Annotated in this window: 16 protein-coding genes and 2 pseudogenes; 5 read left to right on the top strand and 13 right to left on the bottom strand. The window is 36.4% G+C overall.

Going from position 1 to position 22192, the window contains the following annotated elements:
• Window positions 1-83: 83 nt before the first annotated feature.
• The 3 genes and pseudogenes from OTK00_RS03705 to OTK00_RS03695 all read right to left on the bottom strand — a co-directional run bounded on the left by OTK00_RS03705 (window position 84) and on the right by OTK00_RS03695 (window position 3117).
• A pseudogene (locus tag OTK00_RS03705) lies at window positions 84-1049 on the bottom strand (ABC transporter ATP-binding protein).
• A 32-nt stretch (window positions 1050-1081) separates the two neighbouring features.
• On the bottom strand, window positions 1082-2098 hold the full coding sequence (locus OTK00_RS03700) for an ABC transporter ATP-binding protein (protein ID WP_045169103.1): 1017 nt from the start codon (window positions 2096-2098) through the stop codon (window positions 1082-1084).
• A gap of 42 nt (window positions 2099-2140) precedes the next feature.
• Window positions 2141-3117: pseudogene (locus OTK00_RS03695) on the bottom strand (ABC transporter permease).
• 489 nt (window positions 3118-3606) lie between these two features.
• Between OTK00_RS03695 and OTK00_RS03690 the strand changes: the two are divergent.
• Window positions 3607-4899, top strand: coding sequence for an IS110 family RNA-guided transposase (locus OTK00_RS03690; RefSeq protein ID WP_045168742.1), 1293 nt, complete (start codon window positions 3607-3609; stop codon window positions 4897-4899).
• Window positions 4900-5075: 176 nt separating this feature from the next.
• Here the strand turns inward: OTK00_RS03690 and OTK00_RS03685 are convergent, their stop codons facing one another.
• On the bottom strand, window positions 5076-5960 hold the full coding sequence (locus tag OTK00_RS03685) for an ABC transporter permease (protein WP_045169102.1): 885 nt from the start codon (window positions 5958-5960) through the stop codon (window positions 5076-5078).
• Between the two features lie 251 nt (window positions 5961-6211).
• On the opposite strand from OTK00_RS03685, the gene OTK00_RS03680 reads away from it, so the two are divergent.
• Both OTK00_RS03680 and rpsT read left to right on the top strand, forming a co-directional pair.
• Window positions 6212-7156, top strand: coding sequence for an L-lactate dehydrogenase (locus OTK00_RS03680; protein WP_045169101.1), 945 nt, complete (start codon window positions 6212-6214; stop codon window positions 7154-7156).
• A 145-nt stretch (window positions 7157-7301) separates the two neighbouring features.
• A complete protein-coding gene (gene rpsT / locus OTK00_RS03675; protein WP_045169100.1) occupies window positions 7302-7601 on the top strand; it encodes a 30S ribosomal protein S20 in 300 nt (99 codons plus the stop codon).
• 50 nt (window positions 7602-7651) lie between these two features.
• On the opposite strand, the gene holA is transcribed toward rpsT, so the two are convergent.
• The 4 genes from holA to OTK00_RS03655 all read right to left on the bottom strand — a co-directional run bounded on the left by holA (window position 7652) and on the right by OTK00_RS03655 (window position 13243).
• Window positions 7652-8656, bottom strand: a complete 1005-nt coding sequence (gene holA, locus OTK00_RS03670; RefSeq protein WP_045169099.1) for a DNA polymerase III subunit delta — start codon at window positions 8654-8656, stop codon at window positions 7652-7654.
• A gap of 6 nt (window positions 8657-8662) precedes the next feature.
• Window positions 8663-10915, bottom strand: coding sequence for a DNA internalization-related competence protein ComEC/Rec2 (locus tag OTK00_RS03665; protein WP_045169098.1), 2253 nt, complete (start codon window positions 10913-10915; stop codon window positions 8663-8665).
• Complete coding sequence (locus OTK00_RS03660) at window positions 10912-11751, bottom strand: PHP domain-containing protein (RefSeq protein WP_045169096.1); 840 nt, start codon at window positions 11749-11751, stop codon at window positions 10912-10914. The genes OTK00_RS03665 and OTK00_RS03660 overlap by 4 nt, the downstream gene beginning before the upstream one ends.
• A 109-nt stretch (window positions 11752-11860) precedes the next feature.
• Window positions 11861-13243, bottom strand: a complete 1383-nt coding sequence (locus OTK00_RS03655) for an NAD(P)/FAD-dependent oxidoreductase (protein ID WP_045169095.1) — start codon at window positions 13241-13243, stop codon at window positions 11861-11863.
• Window positions 13244-13420: 177 nt separating this feature from the next.
• On the opposite strand from OTK00_RS03655, the gene OTK00_RS03650 reads away from it, so the two are divergent.
• Window positions 13421-14503, top strand: a complete 1083-nt coding sequence (locus OTK00_RS03650) for an AAA family ATPase (RefSeq protein WP_045169094.1) — start codon at window positions 13421-13423, stop codon at window positions 14501-14503.
• A 40-nt stretch (window positions 14504-14543) separates the two neighbouring features.
• Here OTK00_RS03650 and OTK00_RS03645 read toward each other — a convergent pair whose 3' ends face one another.
• Window positions 14544-15287: a TIGR03915 family putative DNA repair protein gene (locus OTK00_RS03645; protein ID WP_045169093.1), complete on the bottom strand. Its 744-nt coding sequence runs from the start codon at window positions 15285-15287 to the stop codon at window positions 14544-14546.
• 2 nt (window positions 15288-15289) lie between these two features.
• Window positions 15290-16537: a putative DNA modification/repair radical SAM protein gene (locus OTK00_RS03640; RefSeq protein ID WP_045169092.1), complete on the bottom strand. Its 1248-nt coding sequence runs from the start codon at window positions 16535-16537 to the stop codon at window positions 15290-15292.
• 282 nt (window positions 16538-16819) lie between these two features.
• Here OTK00_RS03640 and OTK00_RS03635 point away from each other — a divergent pair, with 282 nt between their 5' ends.
• Window positions 16820-18250 carry an ISNCY family transposase gene (locus OTK00_RS03635; protein ID WP_045169044.1) on the top strand — a complete coding sequence of 477 codons (1431 nt, stop codon included), beginning with the start codon at window positions 16820-16822 and terminating at the stop codon, window positions 18248-18250.
• Between the two features lie 291 nt (window positions 18251-18541).
• On the opposite strand, the gene OTK00_RS03630 is transcribed toward OTK00_RS03635, so the two are convergent.
• The 3 genes from OTK00_RS03630 to OTK00_RS03620 are packed head-to-tail and all read right to left on the bottom strand — an operon-like array spanning window position 18542 to window position 22133.
• Window positions 18542-20572 (bottom strand): beta-galactosidase, encoded by a 2031-nt coding sequence (locus OTK00_RS03630; protein WP_045169091.1) that lies wholly within the window; start codon window positions 20570-20572, stop codon window positions 18542-18544.
• Between the two features lie 28 nt (window positions 20573-20600).
• The gene (locus tag OTK00_RS03625; protein ID WP_045169090.1) at window positions 20601-20972 is read right to left on the bottom strand and encodes a sensory rhodopsin transducer; all 372 of its coding nucleotides are present in this window, start codon (window positions 20970-20972) and stop codon (window positions 20601-20603) included.
• A gap of 27 nt (window positions 20973-20999) precedes the next feature.
• Window positions 21000-22133 (bottom strand): dienelactone hydrolase family protein, encoded by a 1134-nt coding sequence (locus OTK00_RS03620; protein ID WP_045169089.1) that lies wholly within the window; start codon window positions 22131-22133, stop codon window positions 21000-21002.
• Window positions 22134-22192: the final 59 nt, after the last annotated feature.

Genomic DNA, 22192 nt, shown 5'->3' with positions numbered 1-22192 from the left:
TTCATTTCCATTTTATTGCTCACATTTTCATCTATTTTGCAAACGCCTAATAAAATTTTTTATATCTTTTCGCAGCCTGCCATCTACTTTCTATCCATTAGATGACAAGCCACGTAATGACCGCCTCCAACATCTTTTAGCTGTGGCTCTTCCTCTTTGCACCTGTCAAATGCATACTTGCACCTTGTTCTGAATCTGCATCCACTCGGTGGATTTAACGGGCTTGGAACATCGCCCTCCAGTATAATCCTTGTACGCTGTCTTGAAATCTTCGGGTCAGGAATAGGTATTGCCGAAAGCAATGCCTGTGTGTAAGGATGCAAAGGTCTTTCATAAAGCTCATTGCTTTCTGCAAGCTCTACAAGCTTGCCCAGATACATTACGCCAACTCTATTGCTTATATGTTTTACCATCGAAAGATCATGTGCAATAAACAAATAAGTAAGCCCAAGTTGCTTTTGGAGATCTTCAAGCATGTTTACAATCTGAGCCTGAATTGACACATCAAGCGCCGATATTGGCTCATCACATATGATAAACTCGGGCTCAACAGCCAGAGCTCTTGCAATTCCAATTCTCTGCCTCTGCCCGCCAGAAAATTCATGGGGGTATCTGTTTGCATGTTCACTGTTGAGACCAACAAGCCTTAACAGTTCCTGAACCCTTTCTTTTTTCTCATTGCCTTTTGCAATGTTGTGAATTTCCAGAGGCTCACCTATAATATCACCAACTGTTATTCTTGGATTTTAAGAAGCATACGGGTCCTGAAAAATCATCTGCATTGATTTTCTGTAAGGCTGCATGTCCTTTTTTGTTATATCCTCTCCTTTGAAAATAATCTGACCGCTTGTCGGCTCATAAAGTCTTATAATAGTTCTTCCTGTGGTAGACTTGCCACATCCGCTTTCACCAACAAGCCCCAATGTTTCACCCTTTTTTATGAAAAAGCTCACATCATCCACTGCTTTTATATATGCTTTTTTCACCAGTCCCATTTTAACCGGAAAGTACTTTCTTAAGTTTTTTACTTCAATTAAAACCTCACTCAACTTCTCCACCTGCCTCTTGAATTACAGCTTAATTACTCGTTTGCCACTTTTGCTCTTTCCAGCAAGCTCTGTGGAGCATACTGGTGATTCAGCCAGCATCTTGACCTGTGGCCATCTCCAACTTCGAAAAGCGGTGGTCTTGCCTCTAAGCATACCTTCATCGCATATTCACACCTTGGTGCAAACGGACATCCTTTCGGCGGCTTTAGAAGATCAGGTGGCTGGCCCTCAATCGGCACCAGTCTTTTCTTAAGTCCCAAATGCATCTTTGGAACAGACCTCAAAAGCCCCCACGTATATGGATGTTTTGGATTGTAAAATATGTCATCAACAGTGCCTTCTTTAACAATAATTCCACCGTACATCACAATTACCTTTTGACATATATCTGCCACAACACCCAGGTCATGAGTAATGAGTATAATTGACATTTTCAGCTGCTGTTGGAGTTTTTTCAAAAGGTCTAATATCTGTGCCTGTATTGTAACATCCAGCGCAGTTGTCGGTTCATCTGCTATCAAAAGTTTTGGATTGCATGAAAGCGCCATTGCAATCATTACTCTCTGGCGCATACCACCTGAAAACTCATGAGGATACTGGGAAAGCCTTCTCTCCGGGCTTGGAATTCCAACAAGTCGAAGCATATCTAAAGCTCTCTTTTTGGCTTCTGCTTTAGAGACCCTGTTGTGAATCTTTATCGCTTCAACTAATTGATTTCCAATTGTAAAAACCGGATTTAAAGAAGTCATCGGGTCCTGAAATATCATGCTTATCTTGTTTCCTCTTATATCTCTCATCTCTTTCTCAGACAGTTTTAAAAGATCCTTTCCTTCAAATATAATCTGACCATCCACAATCTTCCCCGGTGGAGCAATAAGCCTCATTATAGACATGGATGTTACGCTTTTGCCACTTCCAGATTCTCCTACAATACCAACTGTCTGACCTTCATATACATCAAACGATACATCGTTTACTGCTTTTACTTCGCCAACATGCGTAAAAAATGAAGTTTTCAAGTTCTTGACTTCAAGCAGTTTATTAGCCAATTTACTTCACCTCAAATTCATAAATCTGTTTGTTAAATCTGGCTATTTTCTCATTCTTGGATCAAGTGCATCTCTCAGTCCATCGCCAAACAGGTTAAATGCCAGAATTATCAAACACAATAAAAGCGATGGGAAAAATAGTTTATAAGGGTATGATATAAAACCATTTATACCATTAGATGCCAAAGATCCCAATGAAGGAACCGGTGCATCAACACCAAGCCCTATAAAGCTCAGGAAAGATTCTGTAAAATAGCGCTTGGAATTTGCAGCGTAGCGGTAACAATAATTGACCCCATAGCATTCGGAATAAGGTGCCTGAGCAAAATTCTCCAGCCATTTGCACCAATTGTCTTTGCAGCTGTCACATATTCCTGCTGCTTTAAACTTAAAATTTCACCTCGAACAATCCTTGCCATTGATATCCAGTATGTTAAACCAAGAGCAATATATATACACACAAGCGGTGCACCCACCGTTTGAAGTCCGCTCAAAAAAAAATATTTTTTAAACAATTCCTCCAGCGCAGGTTTTAACGATACCGAAAGAAGTATAACGTAAATCATCAAAGGCACACTGTACAGAATATCAACAATTCTCATCATTATGTTGTCAACTCTTCCACCTATATAGCCTGAAATTCCGCCATACAGCACACCGATTACAATGTTTATTATTGTTGCAATTATCCCAATGGAAAGAGATATTCTCATACCGTACAGACACCTTACAAAAAGGTCTCTGCCCAGTTCGTCAGTCCCAAACAGGTGTTTGAGAGATGGTGCTAACGCTTCGTGTCCTCGAATCTGCTGATCATACCTGTATGGCATAACAATTGGTCCAATTATTGCAAGCAGGATAAAAATTACTATTGCCCACATGGAAGCCATCGCAACTTTATTCATTTTGAGCCTTCGCCACGCATCCTGCCAGTAGCTCATGCTTGGTCGCACTATAGTTTCATATTCTTTTTCTTCTTTTGACACCGGCACAAAAAGCTCTCTGGATATATTCTCCATTTCCTTCTTTGCCCCCTTGTATAATTATTTTCGTAAGACACATCAAAAAAATTCTAATAAAATAACAACCAAAGTTTCGGTTAACATAAGATTTTGAGTCTCATCCTTAAAATAACATCTCAAATACTACCTCTTTGAGAGGAAAGCAGCGCAAAGTCTCTTCCTGCTGCTTGTGGCTTCTAATCTTTAGCCACTTTAACGCTGGCCTCTTGCCAGCCATTCTAACTTTGATATAATTCTTTCTATCTGGGCATGGAATTTACCTGTACGCGCCCCCTGGGAACGGAACTTCTTTCCGTATACCCGTGAAAAAGATTATTATTCCATTCCAGGTAAGTCTAAACTATTTGGCTGGTTGAGGCCAGCTTAGATCCTAATCAAAGCTGGTTCCTCGCATCACGTGCAAGGTTGTATACTTACCTTTGCTCGGAATGGAAAACTCATGCCCTAATTCAATTTCAAAATCACTTGCAGGGAGGTTTAATTGCTATGAATCTAAAACCTATTGCCGGGATTGATGTAGCCAAGTATTTCAGCGAAATGGTGATTATATCTCCTACAAATGAAATAATTGCCCGCTTGACTATCCGTCACAATAATCCCTCTGATTTTGATAGGGCTATTGAAATCCTTAAAAAAGTTGAAGAGGATTTCGCAGCACGCCCTATCATCGTCATGGAAGCCACAGGGCATTACCACAAAATCCTCTCCCGCTTCTTTACTTCTAATGGCTGGGATGTTTCAATTATCAATCCCATCCAATCTAATTCTATCAAAAATGCGGGAGTTAGAAAAGTAAAAAATGATAAAACCGATGCCCTGTGGATTGCATTAACTTTTAGACTTACTGACTCTACTGTAGTACAACCTTCATCTGAAATCCTCGACTGCTTGAAAAACCTATGCCGCCAGTATTACAACCTCAGTGATGAACTAACCTCTTACAAATACAGACTTACTTCTGTCGTCGATCAAATTATGCTCAATTTCAAAGAGGTCTTCCCTGACATTTGTTCTAAAACATCCTTGGCTATACTTGAAAACTACCCAACTCCAACCGATATCTTAGGCGCTGACAGCGAAAAACTTATTTCCATCATTCAGCTAACCTCTAAAAAAAGCTATCAATGGGCCAAAGAAAAATATGAATTACTTGTCGCAAAAGCTAAACAGTTTCAACCTTTTTCTATATCAGACTTAGCAACTGTTACTATGCTTAAAGTCTATATTAACATGGTCCTGAATTTACAGCAGAATATCGACAAAATTTTTGAAGCCATAAATCAACTTGTTCAGCAATCTTCGCAATCTCAGCCTTCACTCATGGAAAATATTAACCTCCTTCAATCTATCCCCGGCATAGGTTTTCTATCCGCTGCAACTATCCTTGCTGAAATAGGTGATTTCGAAAAATTTTCAAAACCCAACAAGCTTGTTGCTTTCTTTGGTGTAGATCCTTCCGTAAATCAATCGGGGCAATTTGTTGGCACAAAAAATAAAATGTCTAAACGTGGTTCTAAAATCTTGCGAAGAATCTTATTTACAATTGCTCTTGCCAATATCAGAACAAAAAGAAATTCTAAACCTTGTAATCCTGTATTATTCGAATACTATCAGAAAAAGTGCCAACAAAAGCCCAAAAAAGTTGCATTAGGTGCTGTTATGAGAAAAATTATTTGTATTATCTTTGCTGTTATGCGCGATAAAAAACCTTTTGAACTTAGAACTCCAGAAGAACATATTCAAAAATACTTTAATAAAACTGCAGTTTGTAGTGCATAAACAATTGTTCTGTTTACGAAACATTAGTTAACAATAACACTACTCAGCCTCCATATGTTATGTCAACTTCTAATGGATGGCTTACCTTTTTGCGCCCTCTTTAAAGAATCTTATACCATAAAATGGTGTCAAAATTTTTTAAAAAAACTCTTGACTTTAATTAGCTGGTCTTAAAATCAATCCTCAAGTTTAATACGCGGATCTATAAATACATATATGATATCAACAATTAGATTCATAAATATCAAAAAGGCTGCATAGAATATGGTGGTTCCCATAACAAGTGAATAGTCCCTATTTGAAATACTATCAACATAAAATCTTCCCATACCGGGGATTGAGAAAATCTTTTCAACCACAAAACTACCTGTTAAAACCCCTGCAATCAACGGTCCCAAATATGTCACAACTGGTATCAAAGAATTCTTCAGTGCATGCTTGTATATTACCACAAAATTAGAAAGCCCTTTTGCTTTTGCCGTTCTTATATAGTCCTGTGCCAAACTTTCAAGCATGCTGCTTCGAATAAGCCTCGCTATAAAAGATATTGGGTATGCTGCCAGGGTTATCACCGGCAGAATATAACTTCTGGGCTCATCCAAGCCCATTATGGGAACAAGTTGCAGCTTTACACCAAAGATATACATCAAAAGCACTGCAAGAACAAAGCTCGGGATCGTTATAAATATTGTAGCCAGAACCATAGAAAGATTATCCTGCCATTTTCCTTGATAGACAGCCGACCAGATACCCAGAGGAATCCCTATCAACAAGCTCACAACTATCGCAAGAATACCAACCTTTGCAGAAACAGGGAAAGTCTCTGCAATAATTTCATTTACTGTTTGTCCTTGATTTCTCATTGAAATTCCCAGGTCACCATGCAAAAGGCTTTTCAGATACTTTGTATACTGAATCCAAACGGGTTGATTAAGACCATATTTTTCGTTCAGGTTCTTTAAAATTTGCTCGGGCAAAGTTTTTTCACCTGTAAAAGGTCCACCGGGTATCATCCTCATAAGGAAAAAGGTCACAGTTATAATTACAAATATTGTCTGAATTAATTAAAAAATTTACAAACGTTTGAATTGTATGCATGTATTTGCTTATACTTATTAATTTATTTCACCCGTTTTCTATTGCTTTATGGCTTTTAAAATGAAGGACAAAACTGAGTGGTTTTCAAATGGAAATCAAAATCGTTTTATATTTATTCTGTGTTGAATGATAAAAAATTTCTGTTTCAGTTTAAATGTTTATTTTGAAGGGTAAATTAAATTTAGAAATTTAAAATAAGCAGGAGGCAAAAAAGGTGAGAAAACCCGGTAAAATTGTTATTGTTGGCACCGGCTTTGTAGGTTCATCAACCGCCTTTGCAATAATGGATGCAGGACTTGCAACAGAACTTGTCTTGATTGATGTAAACCAGGCAAAAGCTGAAGGCGAGGCAATGGACTTAAATCATGGAATCTCTTTTGTAAAGCCGGTTAAGATCTGGGCTGGAAGCTATGAAGACTGCAGGGATGCAGATATAATTATAATTACTGCCGGAGCAAATCAAAAGCCTGGTGAAACAAGGCTTGATCTTACTTACAAAAATGTACAGATTATCAAATCTATAGTTGAAAACATAATCAAATATACAACCGATGCCATACTACTTATGGTAACAAACCCTGTTGATGTTCTGACATACGTAATGTATAAAGTTTCGGGTTTGCCCAAAAATCAAATTTTAGGCTCCGGAACTGTTCTGGATTCGTCAAGGTTCAGATACCTTCTGGCACAGCACTGTCAGGTGGATGTAAGAAATGTTCATGCATATATTCTTGGTGAACATGGCGATAGTGAAATTGCAGCATGGTCTTTGACAAACATTGGTGGTGTTAATTTCATGCAGGAATGTCTTTTATGTGGTAAAAATTGCTCACCTCAAGTCAAAGATGAAATTTTTAACAAAGTTAAAAATGCAGCATATGAAATAATTGAAAGAAAAGGAGCAACCTATTATGCCATTGCTCTGGCAGTAAGACGAATTGTCGAAGCAATTATAAGAGATGAAAATTCCATTTTACCTGTGTCTTCAATCATCAGTGAGTTTTTTGGAATAAAAGATGTGGCATTATCACTTCCAGCTATTGTTAATAAAAATGGGGTTGCAAAGGTTTTCGACATCCCCCTTACAGATGAGGAAAAAGAAAAGTTGAAAAATTCTGCTAAGGTCATCAAAGGTGTAATAGATTCTCTTGGTATTTAAAAGCTTCTTGTTGTAAGTCTGCAATGTGTGGTAAGGCAAAAGCCTTACCTTTTGTTTTTACTCATAGCAACACATCTGTTGCAATTTTATTTTTGTCGTGGTAAAATAGCAATTAGTCTTAATTTTTGAGTGGAGGTGAAAAGTTTTGGCAAATACAAAATCTGCTAAAAAGAAGATAAAGGTTATAAGACGCAGAACTCTTGAGAATAAAATTCAAAAAATGAAAATGAAAAAGGCTATCAAAGAGGTAAAAAAGGCACTGTTAGCTGGTGACATCGAAAAGGCAAGACAGCTTTATCCACAGGCTGCAAAGTTAATCGACCAGACAGCTGCAAAAGGTGTTATACACAAGAACAATGCTTCACGAAAGAAATCAAAACTCATGAAGCTCATCAACAAGTATGCTGCTCTGGCTGCACCGCAACCAGAAAAGAAAGCACAATAAAGAAAAAGGGCTGTCCAACTACCTTTTTTTGGATAGCCTTTTTATATTATTCATTTAACAATCTGATACAAAAGCATCTCAAGCGCTGTCTCATCGTCAATCTGTCCTCTTTTTATCATGTATTCATATTCAATTGTTCTTTGAATAATATTCTTAATTTTATCTATGGTAAAAGCTTCAGATTGTTTTTTGTACTTATCAACAAAAAACTCAAGTATTCCAGCCTGTTTGGCAATCTCCTTTTTGCTTTTGTCCTGCATTTCTTTCATCATACCCAGAATTTTGAAGTGCCGAAGAATAAGAGCAAATATTTTGCTACTGCTTGTTTTAAGCTGATACAGCTCTTTTAAATATTTAAACCCTGTTTCCACATCTTTTGTGGCAAAAGCATCAAGCATCTGGAAAATATGATCCTGTGGATTGTCTGTCAGGGTTTTTAAAATATCATCGTGTGTGACTTTGTTCCTTTTCCCAAGGTAAGAAATGAGCACTTGAAGATAGTTGTATATTAGCATCATATCTTTGTTATAGTGAAGAATAATCTCCTGTGCCATATTTTCCGAAATAGTTTTGCCTTCTTTTGCCAAAATGTTTTGTACCCATTTTATCAGATCCGGCATTGACGGTGTTGTAAACTCAGCAGAAAATGCCATTGATTTTAAACTGTTAAATAACTTATTTTCTTTTATTTCATACTCTTTAAAAATTACGTACACATTGTTTGCTGGAATACTTTTCAGTTTTTCAATTATTGCTGGAAGATTTAAATGTGAATTGTTTGTATAGTATTTAAAAAAGTTTTTGAATATGAGCACACGTGGCTGTAAATCAAATGATATTGAAATCATTTCATTTATAACATCTTCATAATTGGCTTCTTCTCCATCAAACTTTATGATGTTGTTTAAATCTCCATTTACAATTGCTCTGCTTATCCTCTTTGTATATTCGTCTATTAAAAATGTCTCCTGCCCATAAAAAAGGTAGATGTTCTTGAATTCTTTTTTTAGAAGCTGAGAGTTCAATTCTTTTATTATCTCCTTTGACCTGTCCATTTTTTCTCACCTCAAATAAGAATATATCAAAACCCTATCTCTGTTTTTCACTATCTTGATTGTACCATTCAAATCTGTTCTGAAAATCTTTATTTTTCGCTTATAAAGCCTTTGCAAAACTTCATCTGATGGATGCCCAAACATATTGTTTTTGCCAACAGATATCACAGCAACCATGGGACTTACACTTTTTAAAAACTCCTCTGATGTTGCAGTGCTGCTACCATGATGCCCCACCTTTAAAATGGTTGAGCGCAGATTATATCTTCTTATGTATTCCTTTTCTGACTCGTAAGAGGCATCTCCTGTAAAAAGCATGCTAAAGTCCCCCAAAACAATTTTCACAACAACAGACGAATTTGAATCCTGCTCAACCGGTGGAAAGAAAAAAAGTTTTAAGTCTTTGTAAGAAAAACTCTTAAATTTATCCACTAAAATTACATATTTATTCTTCAATGCCTTAAAATTCTCACTATAAACCTCTTTTGATGTTATCACCGATTTCACTTTCATCTCATTTAAAAGATACTCAAAATCACCTATGTGGTCGCTGTGTTTGTGTGTAAGTACCAGTGCATCAATCTCGGATATATTGTTTTTAAGTATGTATGGCAAAACTATACGTTTGAGAGAGCTAAAATCCTCGTTTGCTGGACCTGTATCAATGAGCATTGAAAATCCTCTGTAAGTTATAAGGCTGCTGTCTCCCTGCCCCACATCGATTACTCTGATGATAAGTCTATTGTAGTTTATTGCAATCTGCAAAATAAATATTAGCACAAGAGCAACAATAGTTGAATAGGTCAAAAGTTTTATAAATGTTGGCATAACTTTTTTATAAAGCAAGAGTAAAATGAATATATAGTAGGCAGCAATCAGTTTTTCATCCCAAAATACAATCTTTATATATGAAAATCTTATGTGCGACAGCCTTGAAATGCAAATCAAAACTCTGACAATTATCAGCACAAACCATTTGAGAAGGACAAAATCTATTCCAAGCAGCAAAAGTATGTAATATAAAAATCCCACCGGCACCAACACTCCGGCTAAGGGCACTGCAATGAGATTTGTTAAAAAAGAAACCAGTGACACTTCACAAAAGTAGTAAGCTAAAAGTGGTAAGATCAAAATTTGAGCTGCAACAGAAACTGCAAAAAGAGAAGAAATGGCCGGGAAAACTTTTAATTTTATGAAATAATCGTATATCCTTTTGTAAAAAATTATTATAGAAAGCACACTTAAAAAAGAAAGCTGAAAGCCAATATCAAAAAGATAAAGTGGATTGACAAGCAGCATTAAAAGTGCAGCTACCGACAGGCTATTTAGTGTATCCGGATTTCTGTAGATTATTCTACCAATATAGTATATAATCGCCATTATAGAAGCCCTTATAACTGAAGCAGAAAGACCTGTTATGATTGCAAAAACAACTATAATGCTGATTATTGTAAAGTTTACTGCCTTCCCATACACTTTCAAGATTCTTCTGAACAGGATTTCAACAAATGCACACAGCACTCCAACATTCCCGCCTGAAACTGCAAGAAGATGTGCAAGCCCACTTCTTTGAAAATCCTTATACATATCATCGGGAATTGTAGATTTATTGCCAAGAATCAAGCCTTTTAAAAGGGACGATATCTCCGGCTCAAAAGAAGTATCAATAAGAGAATTTAATTTATTTGAAAACATGTTCAGATAAGTTAGTATGTTGTGAGAAGAAGAAACTATATACAATCGTTTAGCATAGAGAGTATACAGCGCACCTTTTGCTTTTAAATACTCTTTGTAATCAAATCCAAATTCATTTGTTTTTTCTCCCGGTATCTTCAACCTGCCAGATACTTTTACAGTTTGACCGTAGTATAAGGTTTTATTTGAATTTGCTGTAACTCTTATTTTTACATATTTACTCCCCACCTTTGTCTTCAGATAAAAAGAAATCTTATCTTTTGTGCCTTCTGGAAAAGAAGAAACTTTTCCAGCAATAACCACTTCCCTGCCATCCAATAATCTATCCGGTTCAAAAAAGTTAAAAATATAAAATGTCCTGAGAGAAGCAAATGCAAAAAAGGGTATTGCCAGCAAAATGAGTAACGTATTGATTTTCATTCTTAAAAAATAAAAATTCAAGATAAAAAGAGAAACTGAGGCAATACCCATAAACAAAACCAGCAGGGTTAAATTAGAAAAATTTCTCCCGGCTACTATTCCAGCAATCACAAAAATGGTTAAAAACAGAGCATCTCTTTTCATCTTCTTTTTACCTTTCTTTCCAATTCTTCCAAAATCTCTTCCCCCACATTTAAATTGCCTCTTCCTCTTCCCATCTCAATATCGGGCTTATTAGCCCCATGAAAATCACTGCCACCACTAATTAAAAAGTCAAGCTTTCTGGCAATCTCAAAAAGCTGCTTTGTCTCTCTGTCAGTGTGGTCAGAATGATAAACTTCAATTCCATCTAAGCCATATTCTTTCAATTCTTCAAATACATCTTCGGGTCCTTCTTCAAGATACAAATACCTGTGCGGATGTGCCAGTATTGCAAGACCACCGGCTTTTTTTATAGCTTCAATGGCTTCATAGGGTTTTAACTTTTCTTTCTTGACATAGGCAGGTTTGCCAAAACCCAGCAAATTTTCAAACACAGCTTTTGTGTCCTCAAAATATCCTTTTTGAACAAGTACCCGGGCAATATGAGGTCTTCCAATTACATCCCCCGCTGCAACCCTTTCAACATCTTCCATTGAAATGTCATATCCCATTTTTCTGAGTTTTTCTATTATCTTTGGATTTCTCTCTTTCCTGAACATCTCAAGCATTTTTAATTTACCCTGCAACAGGGTATTGTCAACATCTATAAAAAGTCCTAATATATGCATTTCAATCTCAAAATCTGCACTAATTTCAACACCACTTATAACTTTTATCCCTACATCCTGCCCTTTTTTAACAGCCATCTTAACCCCATCTGTTGTGTCATGGTCAGTAATTGCTATTGCAGAAAGTCCTTTTTCCTTTGCAAGCAAAACAACCTCTTCGGGTGAATATGTTCCATCTGAAATGGTTGTATGAATGTGTAAATCTATCAATTTATTTTCACCCCTTTTCTTAAAAAATATTATACATCAAATGCCGGGATCAAAAAAGGTGGCCTTTTACCTTCAAAGACCACCCTCTTTATGTTTTTATACACATCCATTATAGCCTTTTTGCTATATCCCTTGCAATCAAAACTCCATTAACACTTGCCTGCATTAGTCCCCTTGTAATCCCGGCACCGTCGCCACCAAAATACAGGTTCTGAACTGTTGTGCATTCAAAGTTTTGCTTTACCTTTACCTCATTGGAGTAAAACTTCACTTCAACTCCATAAAGAAGTGTATCGAATGAAGCAACACCCTGCACAACATAGTCCAGAGCTTCTATCATCTCTTTTATATCCAGCATAATCCTGTAGGGCAAAACAAGACTCAAATCGCCTGCAACTGCATCCTGCAAAGTTGGAACAACCGAGTTTCTTCTTATTCTCTCCTCGTTGGACCTTCTTCCCCTTATAAAATCACCATACCGCTGAACAAGAACCTTTCCACCCGAGAGCATGTTTGCAAGCTCTGCAATATACTTCCCATATTTTATACTGTCTTTGAACGGGTCTGTAAAATGCTTTGAAACAAGCAATGCAAAGTTTGTATTATCACTTTTGATGTTTTTATAGCTGTGTCCGTTTACAACTGCTAAATTATCATAGTGTTCAACCGCAACATATCCTCCAGGGTTCATACAAAATGTTCTTACCTTGTCATCAAATGTCCTGGTATAGTAAATGAATTTGCTTTCGTACAAATGTTCGGTAATGCCTTTCCAAATGTGATTTGGTGTTTCAACTCTGACACCTATATCAACTCTGTTGTTCTCACAGGGAATCTGGTATTTCTCTATTATCTTGGAAAGCCAGCTTGCGCCTTCACGCCCAACACATATAACCATATTCTTACCAAAGTAATTCTTGCCATCTTCAGCAATCACACCTACAACTTTACCGTCTTCAATTATCAAATCCTTCACAGGTGTTTTGAATTTTATCTCAACGTTACTGCCTGTCAAAAAATCCTGCAATCTTTTATATATCTTTTTTGCCTCCTCGGTACCAAGATGTCTTATGGGACTTTCAACAAGCATGAGGTTTGCAACAGTTGCCTTTCTTTTGATCTCCTCAATAACCTGACTGTCCGTACCATAAACCTTTTTATCTGCACCATATTCAAGATATATACCATCCACATACTTTATAAGTGCCTCTGCATTTGTTCTTCCCACAAACTCCTGTATCCTCCCGCCAACATCGGGAGACAGAGAAAGCTTTCCATCTGAAAACGCCCCTGCACCCGAAAAACCTGTTGTTATGTTACATGGTTTGCAATTGGCACATTTATTTGTAATTCTTTTCGGACATTCACGTGACTCAATGTCTCTTCCTTTTTCAAACATAATTATCTTTGTATCTTTGTTTTGTTTTACAAGTTCGTATGCAGTGAATATGCCACACGGACCTGCACCCACAATGATAACATCATACCTCATCTTTTGCCTTCACCCTTTTGAAATTTGAATTTCCTTTGAAATATTACTACAAAATGTGGTATTTGTCTATTACAAATTTACACACTTTTTTAACAAAGAAGAAAAGAAAAATCTATATGTATAGGGTATTATATGAATTAGGAAAGAAAATTTAACCAGAAGGAGGTTGTTAAATTCATGAAAAAAAGAGTTGTTGCCCTTTTAATAGCTTTAGTGTTTGGTCTTTCGATAATATCCCCGGTTTTTGCCCAGGAGAATACTTCATCAACAGGCAGTACAAATACTCAAACTGTGGCTTCTGCAACATATGATACAACAGCAGGTGCAGCCTATCAGACAACTACAAATACCACATACAGCACAACGTATGAACAAACATACAATCCAGGCTCCAGCACAACAACCACATCAACATCATCAACAACCTATAGCTCTACTTATTCTACAACTTCACAAGAGGTTATTCCACCCATCAGCAATGACAACATAACACTAAAAGAGGCTGAAAAATTAACAAAAGAACAGAAGAAGAATATAATTTCTTTGATAGCCAAAATTAACCAATTGAAACTCAAATTTAATAAAACAAACGCAGAGGTTAATTACCTGCGTGCAAAGATTAATAACTACATCGCAGCTGCAAAGCGTTATGACAGAAACTTTTTTGATAGGGAATTGCAAAGAATTATCAATGAGACAAATAGACTGATTGAACAACTTCAGAAAAATTTAAAAAACAAAAAGCTTTTACCTTCACAGATAAGTGAGTATCAGAAACAGCTTACACAGAAACTGAATGAGTTACAGGTATATCAGGAAACTTACAAGAATGAAAAGGAAGAAGCAGTCAACCAAACAGTCTATCAAGTAAAACTGCTGGTTGATCAAATTCAACCAGTTGTTAAGGACAAGGTATATCAGATAGAGCAAATAAATGCTCAAATAAAGGTAGCATTAAAAGATTATGAGCAGGCTAAAAAAGAGAAGAATTATAACAAGATAATAGCCTCATTAAACACCTTAATTGCCCTTTACCAGCAGAAAGTTGATAGAATAACCGAAATCAAAAATCTTTATTCAGATATACTGAAGAAGATTGAAAATATTATCAAAGAGTCTTTAAAAATAAAATTACCTGCTCCAAATAAAAATATTCAAAAAGAACAGGAAAAGATTAAGAATAACAATAACAACACAAATATTAAAATACACCCAAAAATACCTGTACCTCGAAAAGGGAAAAAGATTATTGCTGATTAAAAAGATAGGTGTATACCGTACTCAAGCTGACGGTATACACCTATTTCTTTTCTGTTAAGTATTTCCAGTATTTTTTGGGCATGTTCTGACGCTGTAACTTTAAATTCTTTCTTTCTTCAATGGTCATTGTTTTAAAGTAAGTTTTCCACAGGTTCTGGTAGAGTAGATCTTCATTTGAAAATGCTGTCTTTAAATCTGCCTTTTTTAAAAATCTTATCCTGCCGTTTTCATAAAAAGAAAGTTTGCCACGTTTCTTATCATGAATAATCCATCTGAAATTAGCCAGCCGCCCCCTGAAAAAGTATGAAATGGGAACCAAAATATCATTAACAGGTTCAAATTGAGCATAAAGCAGTCCATCCTCTGATTCATTAAATCTCATAAGTCCCATGTACTTTCCTATTTCTCTGCTTACACTTTTAGATACTTTCTCAACAAAATTGACAACATCATCATGATAGAAATATTTAACTTTCTTGCCCTGCTTTAAAACAAGCTTTATATATTTGTAAATATACATCTCTTTGTTCTGGACTTCAGATAGGAAACAATAATATATCTTTTTAAAAGTGTTTTTGTCAGCTTTTTTTATTATCCTTTCTTTTAGCATGTTACTAATACCTTTATTGGCATTAACAAACACAGCAGTGTCAAAAAACATGGGCTGATATGTGCTTTTGTTCTCAATTCTGAGTTTTTCGATGTCAATATCCACTGACAAAATCCTTTCTGCGCACGTCAAAAATCCTTCAAATGTTCCATCGTACAAAAAAACTCTGTACATTTTCAGATCTCCCCGGTTATTACTGAACCAAATGTTTCAGTATCGAAAAAAGAAAGCTGATGTACTTTTTGTTCTGCCACCCTTTTTTCAATGAGTTGCAGCTTTATCTTTTCAGGTGCAGTATCTATTAAATGTCTCTCATATGTTTTACCATTGCAGGTTATAAAGTATTTTGCTCTTTTCAAAACAACACCAATTTTCTTCAGGTCATCAAAGTCAAGTGAATGAAATATCCTGTTTTTTATAATTCTTCTTGCACTTTTTATACCTATTCCCGGCACTCTTATCAGATCCTCATAGCTTGCCCTGTTTACTTCAACAGGAAACCTATCAAGGTGCCTCAGTGCCCACATCACTTTCGGATCTACCTCAAGGTCAAGGTTTTCATCCTTTTCAAAAAGTTCATCAGCTGTAAAATTGTAAACCCTGATGAGCCAATCTGCCTGATACAGTCTATGTTCCCTTAAAAGCGGTGGTTTTTCAACCTTTAAAATTCTCGGATCATCGTTGACAGGTGTATAGGCAGAATAGTATACTCTTTTGAGTTTAAACTTTTTGTAAAGATTCTGGCTTAGTGTAATAATCTTTCGATCACTATCGTCTGTTGCACCAATTATCATCTGAGTACTTTGCCCGGCCGATACAAAATTTCTTTCCTCCTCACCTACCTTTGTTATAAACTCCATCGGCTTTAAAATGCTTTCTTTGGTTTTGTTTGGGCAAAGAAGCTTCAGGCTTTTTTCAGAAGGAAGTTCAATATTGACACTCATTCTATCTGCTAAAAATCCTGTTTTTCTAATCAAATCAAGTGACGCATATGGAATTGCCTTTACATGAATGTATCCATTAAACTGATATTTGTAGCGCAAAAGGTATACTGTTTTGTACAACATCTCCATTGTCCAGTCGGGAGAGTTTTTTATGGCAGAACTCAAAAAAAGTCCTTCAATATAATTTCTTTTATAGAAATTTATGGTTAGTTCAGCAATTTCAAAAGGAGTGAAAGTTGCCCTTTTTATATCATTACTCTTCCTGTTAACACAGTATGCACAGTCAAAAATGCATTCGTTTGTAAAAAGAATTTTCAAAAGAGATATACACCTACCATCATCCGTCCAGCTATGACAAATACCTGCTGTAAAAGTTGAACCAATTCCATAATTTGTTTCACGTTTGCTGCCACTGGATGCACAGGAAACATCATATTTTGCAGCTGCGCCCAAAATTTGAAGCTTTTCAAGGATGTCCATTCCGTATCACTTCTTTATTTTGTTTTTAAACTTTATAATTATATGATAACCAAATATATATTCTATTTCAATAGCAAAAAACAAAGAGCTTCCTTGAAATGTAATAAAATTGGAAGCCCTCCTTTGCTCACTTTTTTATTTTTCATAGCCTTTTGCAGAAACGCTCAATATGAGCGTTATCAAGCTTTATAAAGATTCGAAAAAGTCTGGTCACCCTCCTCATAGTTGTAGTAAAATATGATTATATAAAACAAATTTTCTACTATGAGGAGGGGGTCCAAAATGTTCAACAACAAACCTAAACAACTTTCTTTCCTCGATCTATTCTCCCACCTAAAGGCTTCGGCTCTCTACAAGCCTGAAAGCCTCTTGGGCTTGTTCAATAAATTCATCAACTTATCAGACTACATACCTTCTTCTTTCTACAATGCCTACTACAAATACTTTGGTAAGCATAGATGCTTCTCCTTAGAATCTATGCTCCTTTGCTTTTTTGTCCAAAAATTACTCAAACTCAATACTCTTACTCAGCTCCGCGCTGTGCTTCTTAACTCCTATGAACTTCGTTCATTCTGTAACTTAAATGGTAATGTTCCCTCTATTTCAACCTTCTCTCGCTTCAGAAAAATCTTCAACAACGAAATCCATAAACTTTTTCAAAATATCTCTATCCATGCACACAATATTTCTCTTAGGCAATCCCCTGAACTTGCTTCAATCTTAATCTTCGATACAACCGGTATTGTCCCAAAGGTCCGTGAAAATAACCCTAAATTCATTCAATCTCTCTTGAAAAATACCTCAAAAGCTAACCCTGAGCTGTCCTCTGATAAAATCTACTCTCTTGTTTATTCTTCCTTGCCTAAAACTGCTAATGCTAATTCTAATATCCGTCTTATGTTCGTAAATGGCCATTTCTGCTGGGCTTTAAAATTCGCTGTCATTACCAATGCTCTCGGTATTCCTTTGGCTTTAGTACCTCTGTTTAACTCTGACTCTCCTTCTTCTGACCCTCAAGAAGCAAAGGCTATCTCTGACTCTAAAGCTTTATTTCCTTCGCTCGAAACTCTATTCTCTTACATTCCCAAAAATTTCTCCACTTTCATCGCTGACAGTGCCTTGGATGCACATAACATCTACTCAACTTTAAAAAACACTTTCAACTTCTCCAAAATCATTATCCCTCTAAATCCAAGAGCCTCTAAAAATACTACACCTACTTCAGACCCTAATATCGTTATATCTGAAGATGGTGTCCCTATCTGCAAAAAGTTCAATCAACCTTTTAAACCTGAAGGCAAATGTCAGGGTAAAAATCGTTCTGTGCGTCTTAAATGGGTCTGCCCCATGTCTTGTTATAAAGACGGCAAACGCATTTGCTCTTGCCCTCAACCTTGTACTAACTCTAAATCTGGCAGAATGTTCTACACTTACCCTGACGATTTTCGCTCTTCCCCAGGTATCAACAGAAATTCTCAAGAGTTTTTAGACCTCTACAATAAACGTGTCGCTGTAGAGCAGACTATTTATCACCTAAAATCCTATATGGGCTCCGATGTCATCTGTACTTATGACCATATTTCTATCTTCTCTGATTTTTTACTCTCTGCAATTACTTACTCACTTTTGTTTATCCTTGCTCACAATATCAAACTCTATTGTTCTAAATTAACTATCAAAAAGCTTAACAAACTCAAAAAACTTATCGCTTAAAACTACAATTTTTCTTAAATCATTAATCTACCAAAAATTTGTGACTTTGTTTTTTACTTAACCTTCTAAAGCCAAGAAGCTAGAAGGCTTAGGATACTATTGTCTTTTTTGATATTGTTAATTTTTGTCATATGTTTGTTGCTGATTATTTTTGTTTGCATTGATAATATTTGGTTGTCATTTTGCTTTTCTTTTTGTATCTTGATAGTATTTCATGTTAGTATTGGCATCTGTTACCTTCAATCACCAACCATTTTGCAAACGGCTATCACTTTTTTATTTTTCAGCCTCTTATTTTCTCAATATCATAACTTCTTTTGACCTTAGCATAACTCTATCACATAAAGACTTCTGGGTTATAAGCTCATAAAACTCTTCTGGCAGGTCAATATAAACATCGTAAGGATTGAAATTCAAAAGAAAGATGTATTCTTTACCATCTTTTATTCGCTTTGTAACCTCAACACCCTCTGGAACAGACAAAATTGGTTTTATTCCTGCCATATCCGCATAGTATTTGATAAGTCCTTCCAAAACTTTCTGCTCTGGCCTTGTACCTATATATACTGCCCTGCCACTGCCATAGGTATTTTCCAGAATGGCAGGCATTCCTTTATAATAATCCTGTTCGTAATATGCAAGTGTTCTTGCACCTTCTGGGTGAATAACATCACATATAAAATCACATTCGTACCTGCCATCAAGTGCCCCGAGCGGTTTTTCAAAGATGATTGCATTTTTCATGTCAGGAAAGAGTGCGTCAATCTCCTCAATCCAGATTCCTAAAAGCTTCCTGAACCAGCCAGGATACCCTCCAAGAATTACCCTGTCGTTCTTATCAACAAGCCCTGAGAGAAATGTTGTAATAAATATTCCTCCATTTTTTACATACTCTTCTATATTCCTTGCAGTCCTGTCATCAAGCATATACAAAAGAGGAGCAACCACAAGTTTATACCTTGTCAAATCCTCTGCTGGGTCAACAACATCTATATTGGTTTTAAGTTTATACAGAGCTCTGTAATACAAATCAATATGCTCTAAATATGAAAGGTCGTTTCTAAAACCCATATTCTCTTCAAGCGCCCACCAGTTCTCCCAGTCAAACAAAAGTGCTATCTCGCTTTTGTTCACTGATTCTAAAATTTCATCCAGTTGCAAAAGCTCATCTCCAATTTGTTTTAGCTCTTTGCTAACTCTTGTATTCAAATCTCCTGCATGCGGTACCATTGCAGAGTGGAATTTTTCACATGAAGCAATTGACTGTCTCCACTGGAAGTACAAAACAGAGTCCGCACCATGAGCTATTGCATGGTAGCTCAAAAGTCTTATCATACCAGGCCGTTTTGCTGAATTGTACCACTGCCAGTTTGTCTGGCTTGGTGTTTGTTCCATTAATATAAATGATTGGTCCCTTTTAAGTCCACGCATAAGGTCATGCTTGAAAGCTATAGAATGTGGAGAATCTTTGATAGAAGGATAATTATCCCATGAAACTACATCCATATACTTTGCCCACTTGTGGTAATCGAGTGGTTTAAATGGTCCCATCAGGTTTGTTGTAACAGGTACATCTGGCATATATTTTTTGATAATCTCAACTTCCATCTTATAAAGATTCAGCAGGCTATCAGACATAAACCTCTTATAATCAAGAGAAAGCCCTTGAAATGAGCTCTTTTGTCTGCCCGGCATATACTCATACTCTTCATTCAGATACGACGGAACCTCAATCTCGTCCCAATCATAAAATGTATGACCCCAGAATGCAGTGTTCCAGCGCCTGTTTAGCTCATCCAGTGTTTTATACCTCTCTTTTAACCACTGTCTAAAAGCTCTTGCACAGTTTTCACAGTAGCAGTAAGGACCATATTCATTACTGATATGCCACATTATAACTGCTGGATGATCCTTGTACCTTATTGCCATCTGCTCAACAATCCTCTTTGCAGCCTCCTGGAAGTTTTTACTGTTAGGGCAGTAGTTCTGCCTTGCCCCATGCTTTCTCTTTCGCCCATAAATATCAACAGGCAACACATCAGGGTATTTTTTTGAAAGCCAAGCTGGCTGTGAAGCTGTTGGCGTTGCCAGTATGACATGAATACCATTGGAATATAGCTTGTCAATTATTTTGTCAAGCCATTCGAATGTAAACTCGTGCTCCGATGGTTGAAGCTGCGCCCATGAAAATATTGGCATGGACACTGCATTTACATTGTAGTACTTCATAAACTCAATGTCCTGATCCCAGATATCCTCTGTCCACTGGTCCGGATTGTAGTCTCCACCATGCAAGAATTTTCTTAACCTGATTTTAGCCACTGTAAATGTACCTCCCTTTTCCAACATATTACTCAACTGGAAATCCAATTACACTCAAAAGAGCCATGTTACCGAGTCGCGTATCCAATCTTGACATCTGGACAACAATGTTCTGGTCGCTTTCAACTACCAAAGAATATGGGACTTCTCTGGGAATAACAAGATTTCCTATCAGTTCTGGCCTGTTTAGCCATGCGTGAATTGTTCTTTTTGCCCTGACAACAAAATAATCGCTCTCCAATGGATCTCTGTCCTCAAAAAAGACCGTAAGTTTTACCTTTGCATCAACATCTCCAGTATTCACTATGCACAAACACTCATGCCCTGGAATCGACATTGATCCCTCGGATGGAATATAACCATCCGGGATCACCCACACCTTTTTACCCAAAGCTTTCATTTTTCAAAACACTCCTTTTGAGTAATTTTACTTTTGAATATTTGAAAATATATAATTAATCGCATCTTCTTGCATGTATGAATTAAATTGATGCGGATTTGGGTAAAACTTGTATAAGAAATTATCTCTGCAACCTGCTTCTTTGTAATACTCTTCAATCTTATCTACTGCACTTTTCATTGCATCAAATGGGAATAACGAATCTTCATTGCATTGCATTACAAACAGTTTTCTTGGTACTATAAGTGCTGCTATATCTGGTAGGTCTAAAAAACGCGTAAAACCGGGGATATGTACCATAAAGGTATGTCTTGCTGTTTGTCCCAGCATTTTTGAAAACTCAGACATAAAAGCAATTATTATACTTACTTTAATTTCTCTTTTCAAAGCGCTCAAAAATAATGTTCTAAATCCGCCCAGCGAAAAACCCATGCATCCAATTCTGCTTTTATCAACATCCTCTCGTGCCAAGAGATAATTTAACCATGCAATGTCTTCGTTAATCAAGATACTTGGCCAGTTTGTCCCGTACAGATTTATGTTCTTAAATATTATCCCTTCAAGTTCTGAGGAAATCCTGTTAAAAAGCCTAATAAATTCGTCGCTGCCATCAGTAAAACCTATAAGCTCCTTAAAAGTTCCATTATCCACAAATGTCTTTATTAACTCCTGAGGAAGTCTTCTTTTTCCAAAATAAAAAGCATCAGGGCAGAACACCGCAACTCCTTTTTCAAGCAGGTCAAGAGCCCATCTTTTTGATGAATAAAACTTTTCTCTGTACTCTCTTAAAAAAGGCTGTGTAGTATCATCCATAAAGATTCTCTCTTTGCCCCAGTAATAAAAACCACCATGGTCATGCAAGACTACAACCACAGGATATGGTGGATTTGAGCTAACGGGTTTTAAAAATACCGCTTCGGATTCTATATTACTTAGGTTACCAATTATTAATTCTTCTGTAAAGTTTTCGTTGAAGTTTTCTTTTATGCTCTTTTCAGTAAAACACAAATCTAAACTTAAATAAAGCAAAGACTGCAATTTCTCAAGTATATTTTTTTGAAATTCAAAATTACATGACTGTAAAATATCATATGTCAATTGCTGATTGAGGTAATGGGGTTTGTTGTGGATGCCAAAATATTCTTCAAACACATTTGACATTTCATCAACTTCCCTTTCAAATTTTGTTCGGGTAAATGTTTTCTCCAGGATTTTCTTAT

The organism is Caldicellulosiruptor morganii (assembly GCF_026810225.1).
GTDB classification, from domain to species: Bacteria; Bacillota; Thermoanaerobacteria; order Caldicellulosiruptorales; family Caldicellulosiruptoraceae; genus Caldicellulosiruptor; species Caldicellulosiruptor morganii.
This window is presented reverse-complemented; position numbering and strand designations above follow the sequence as displayed.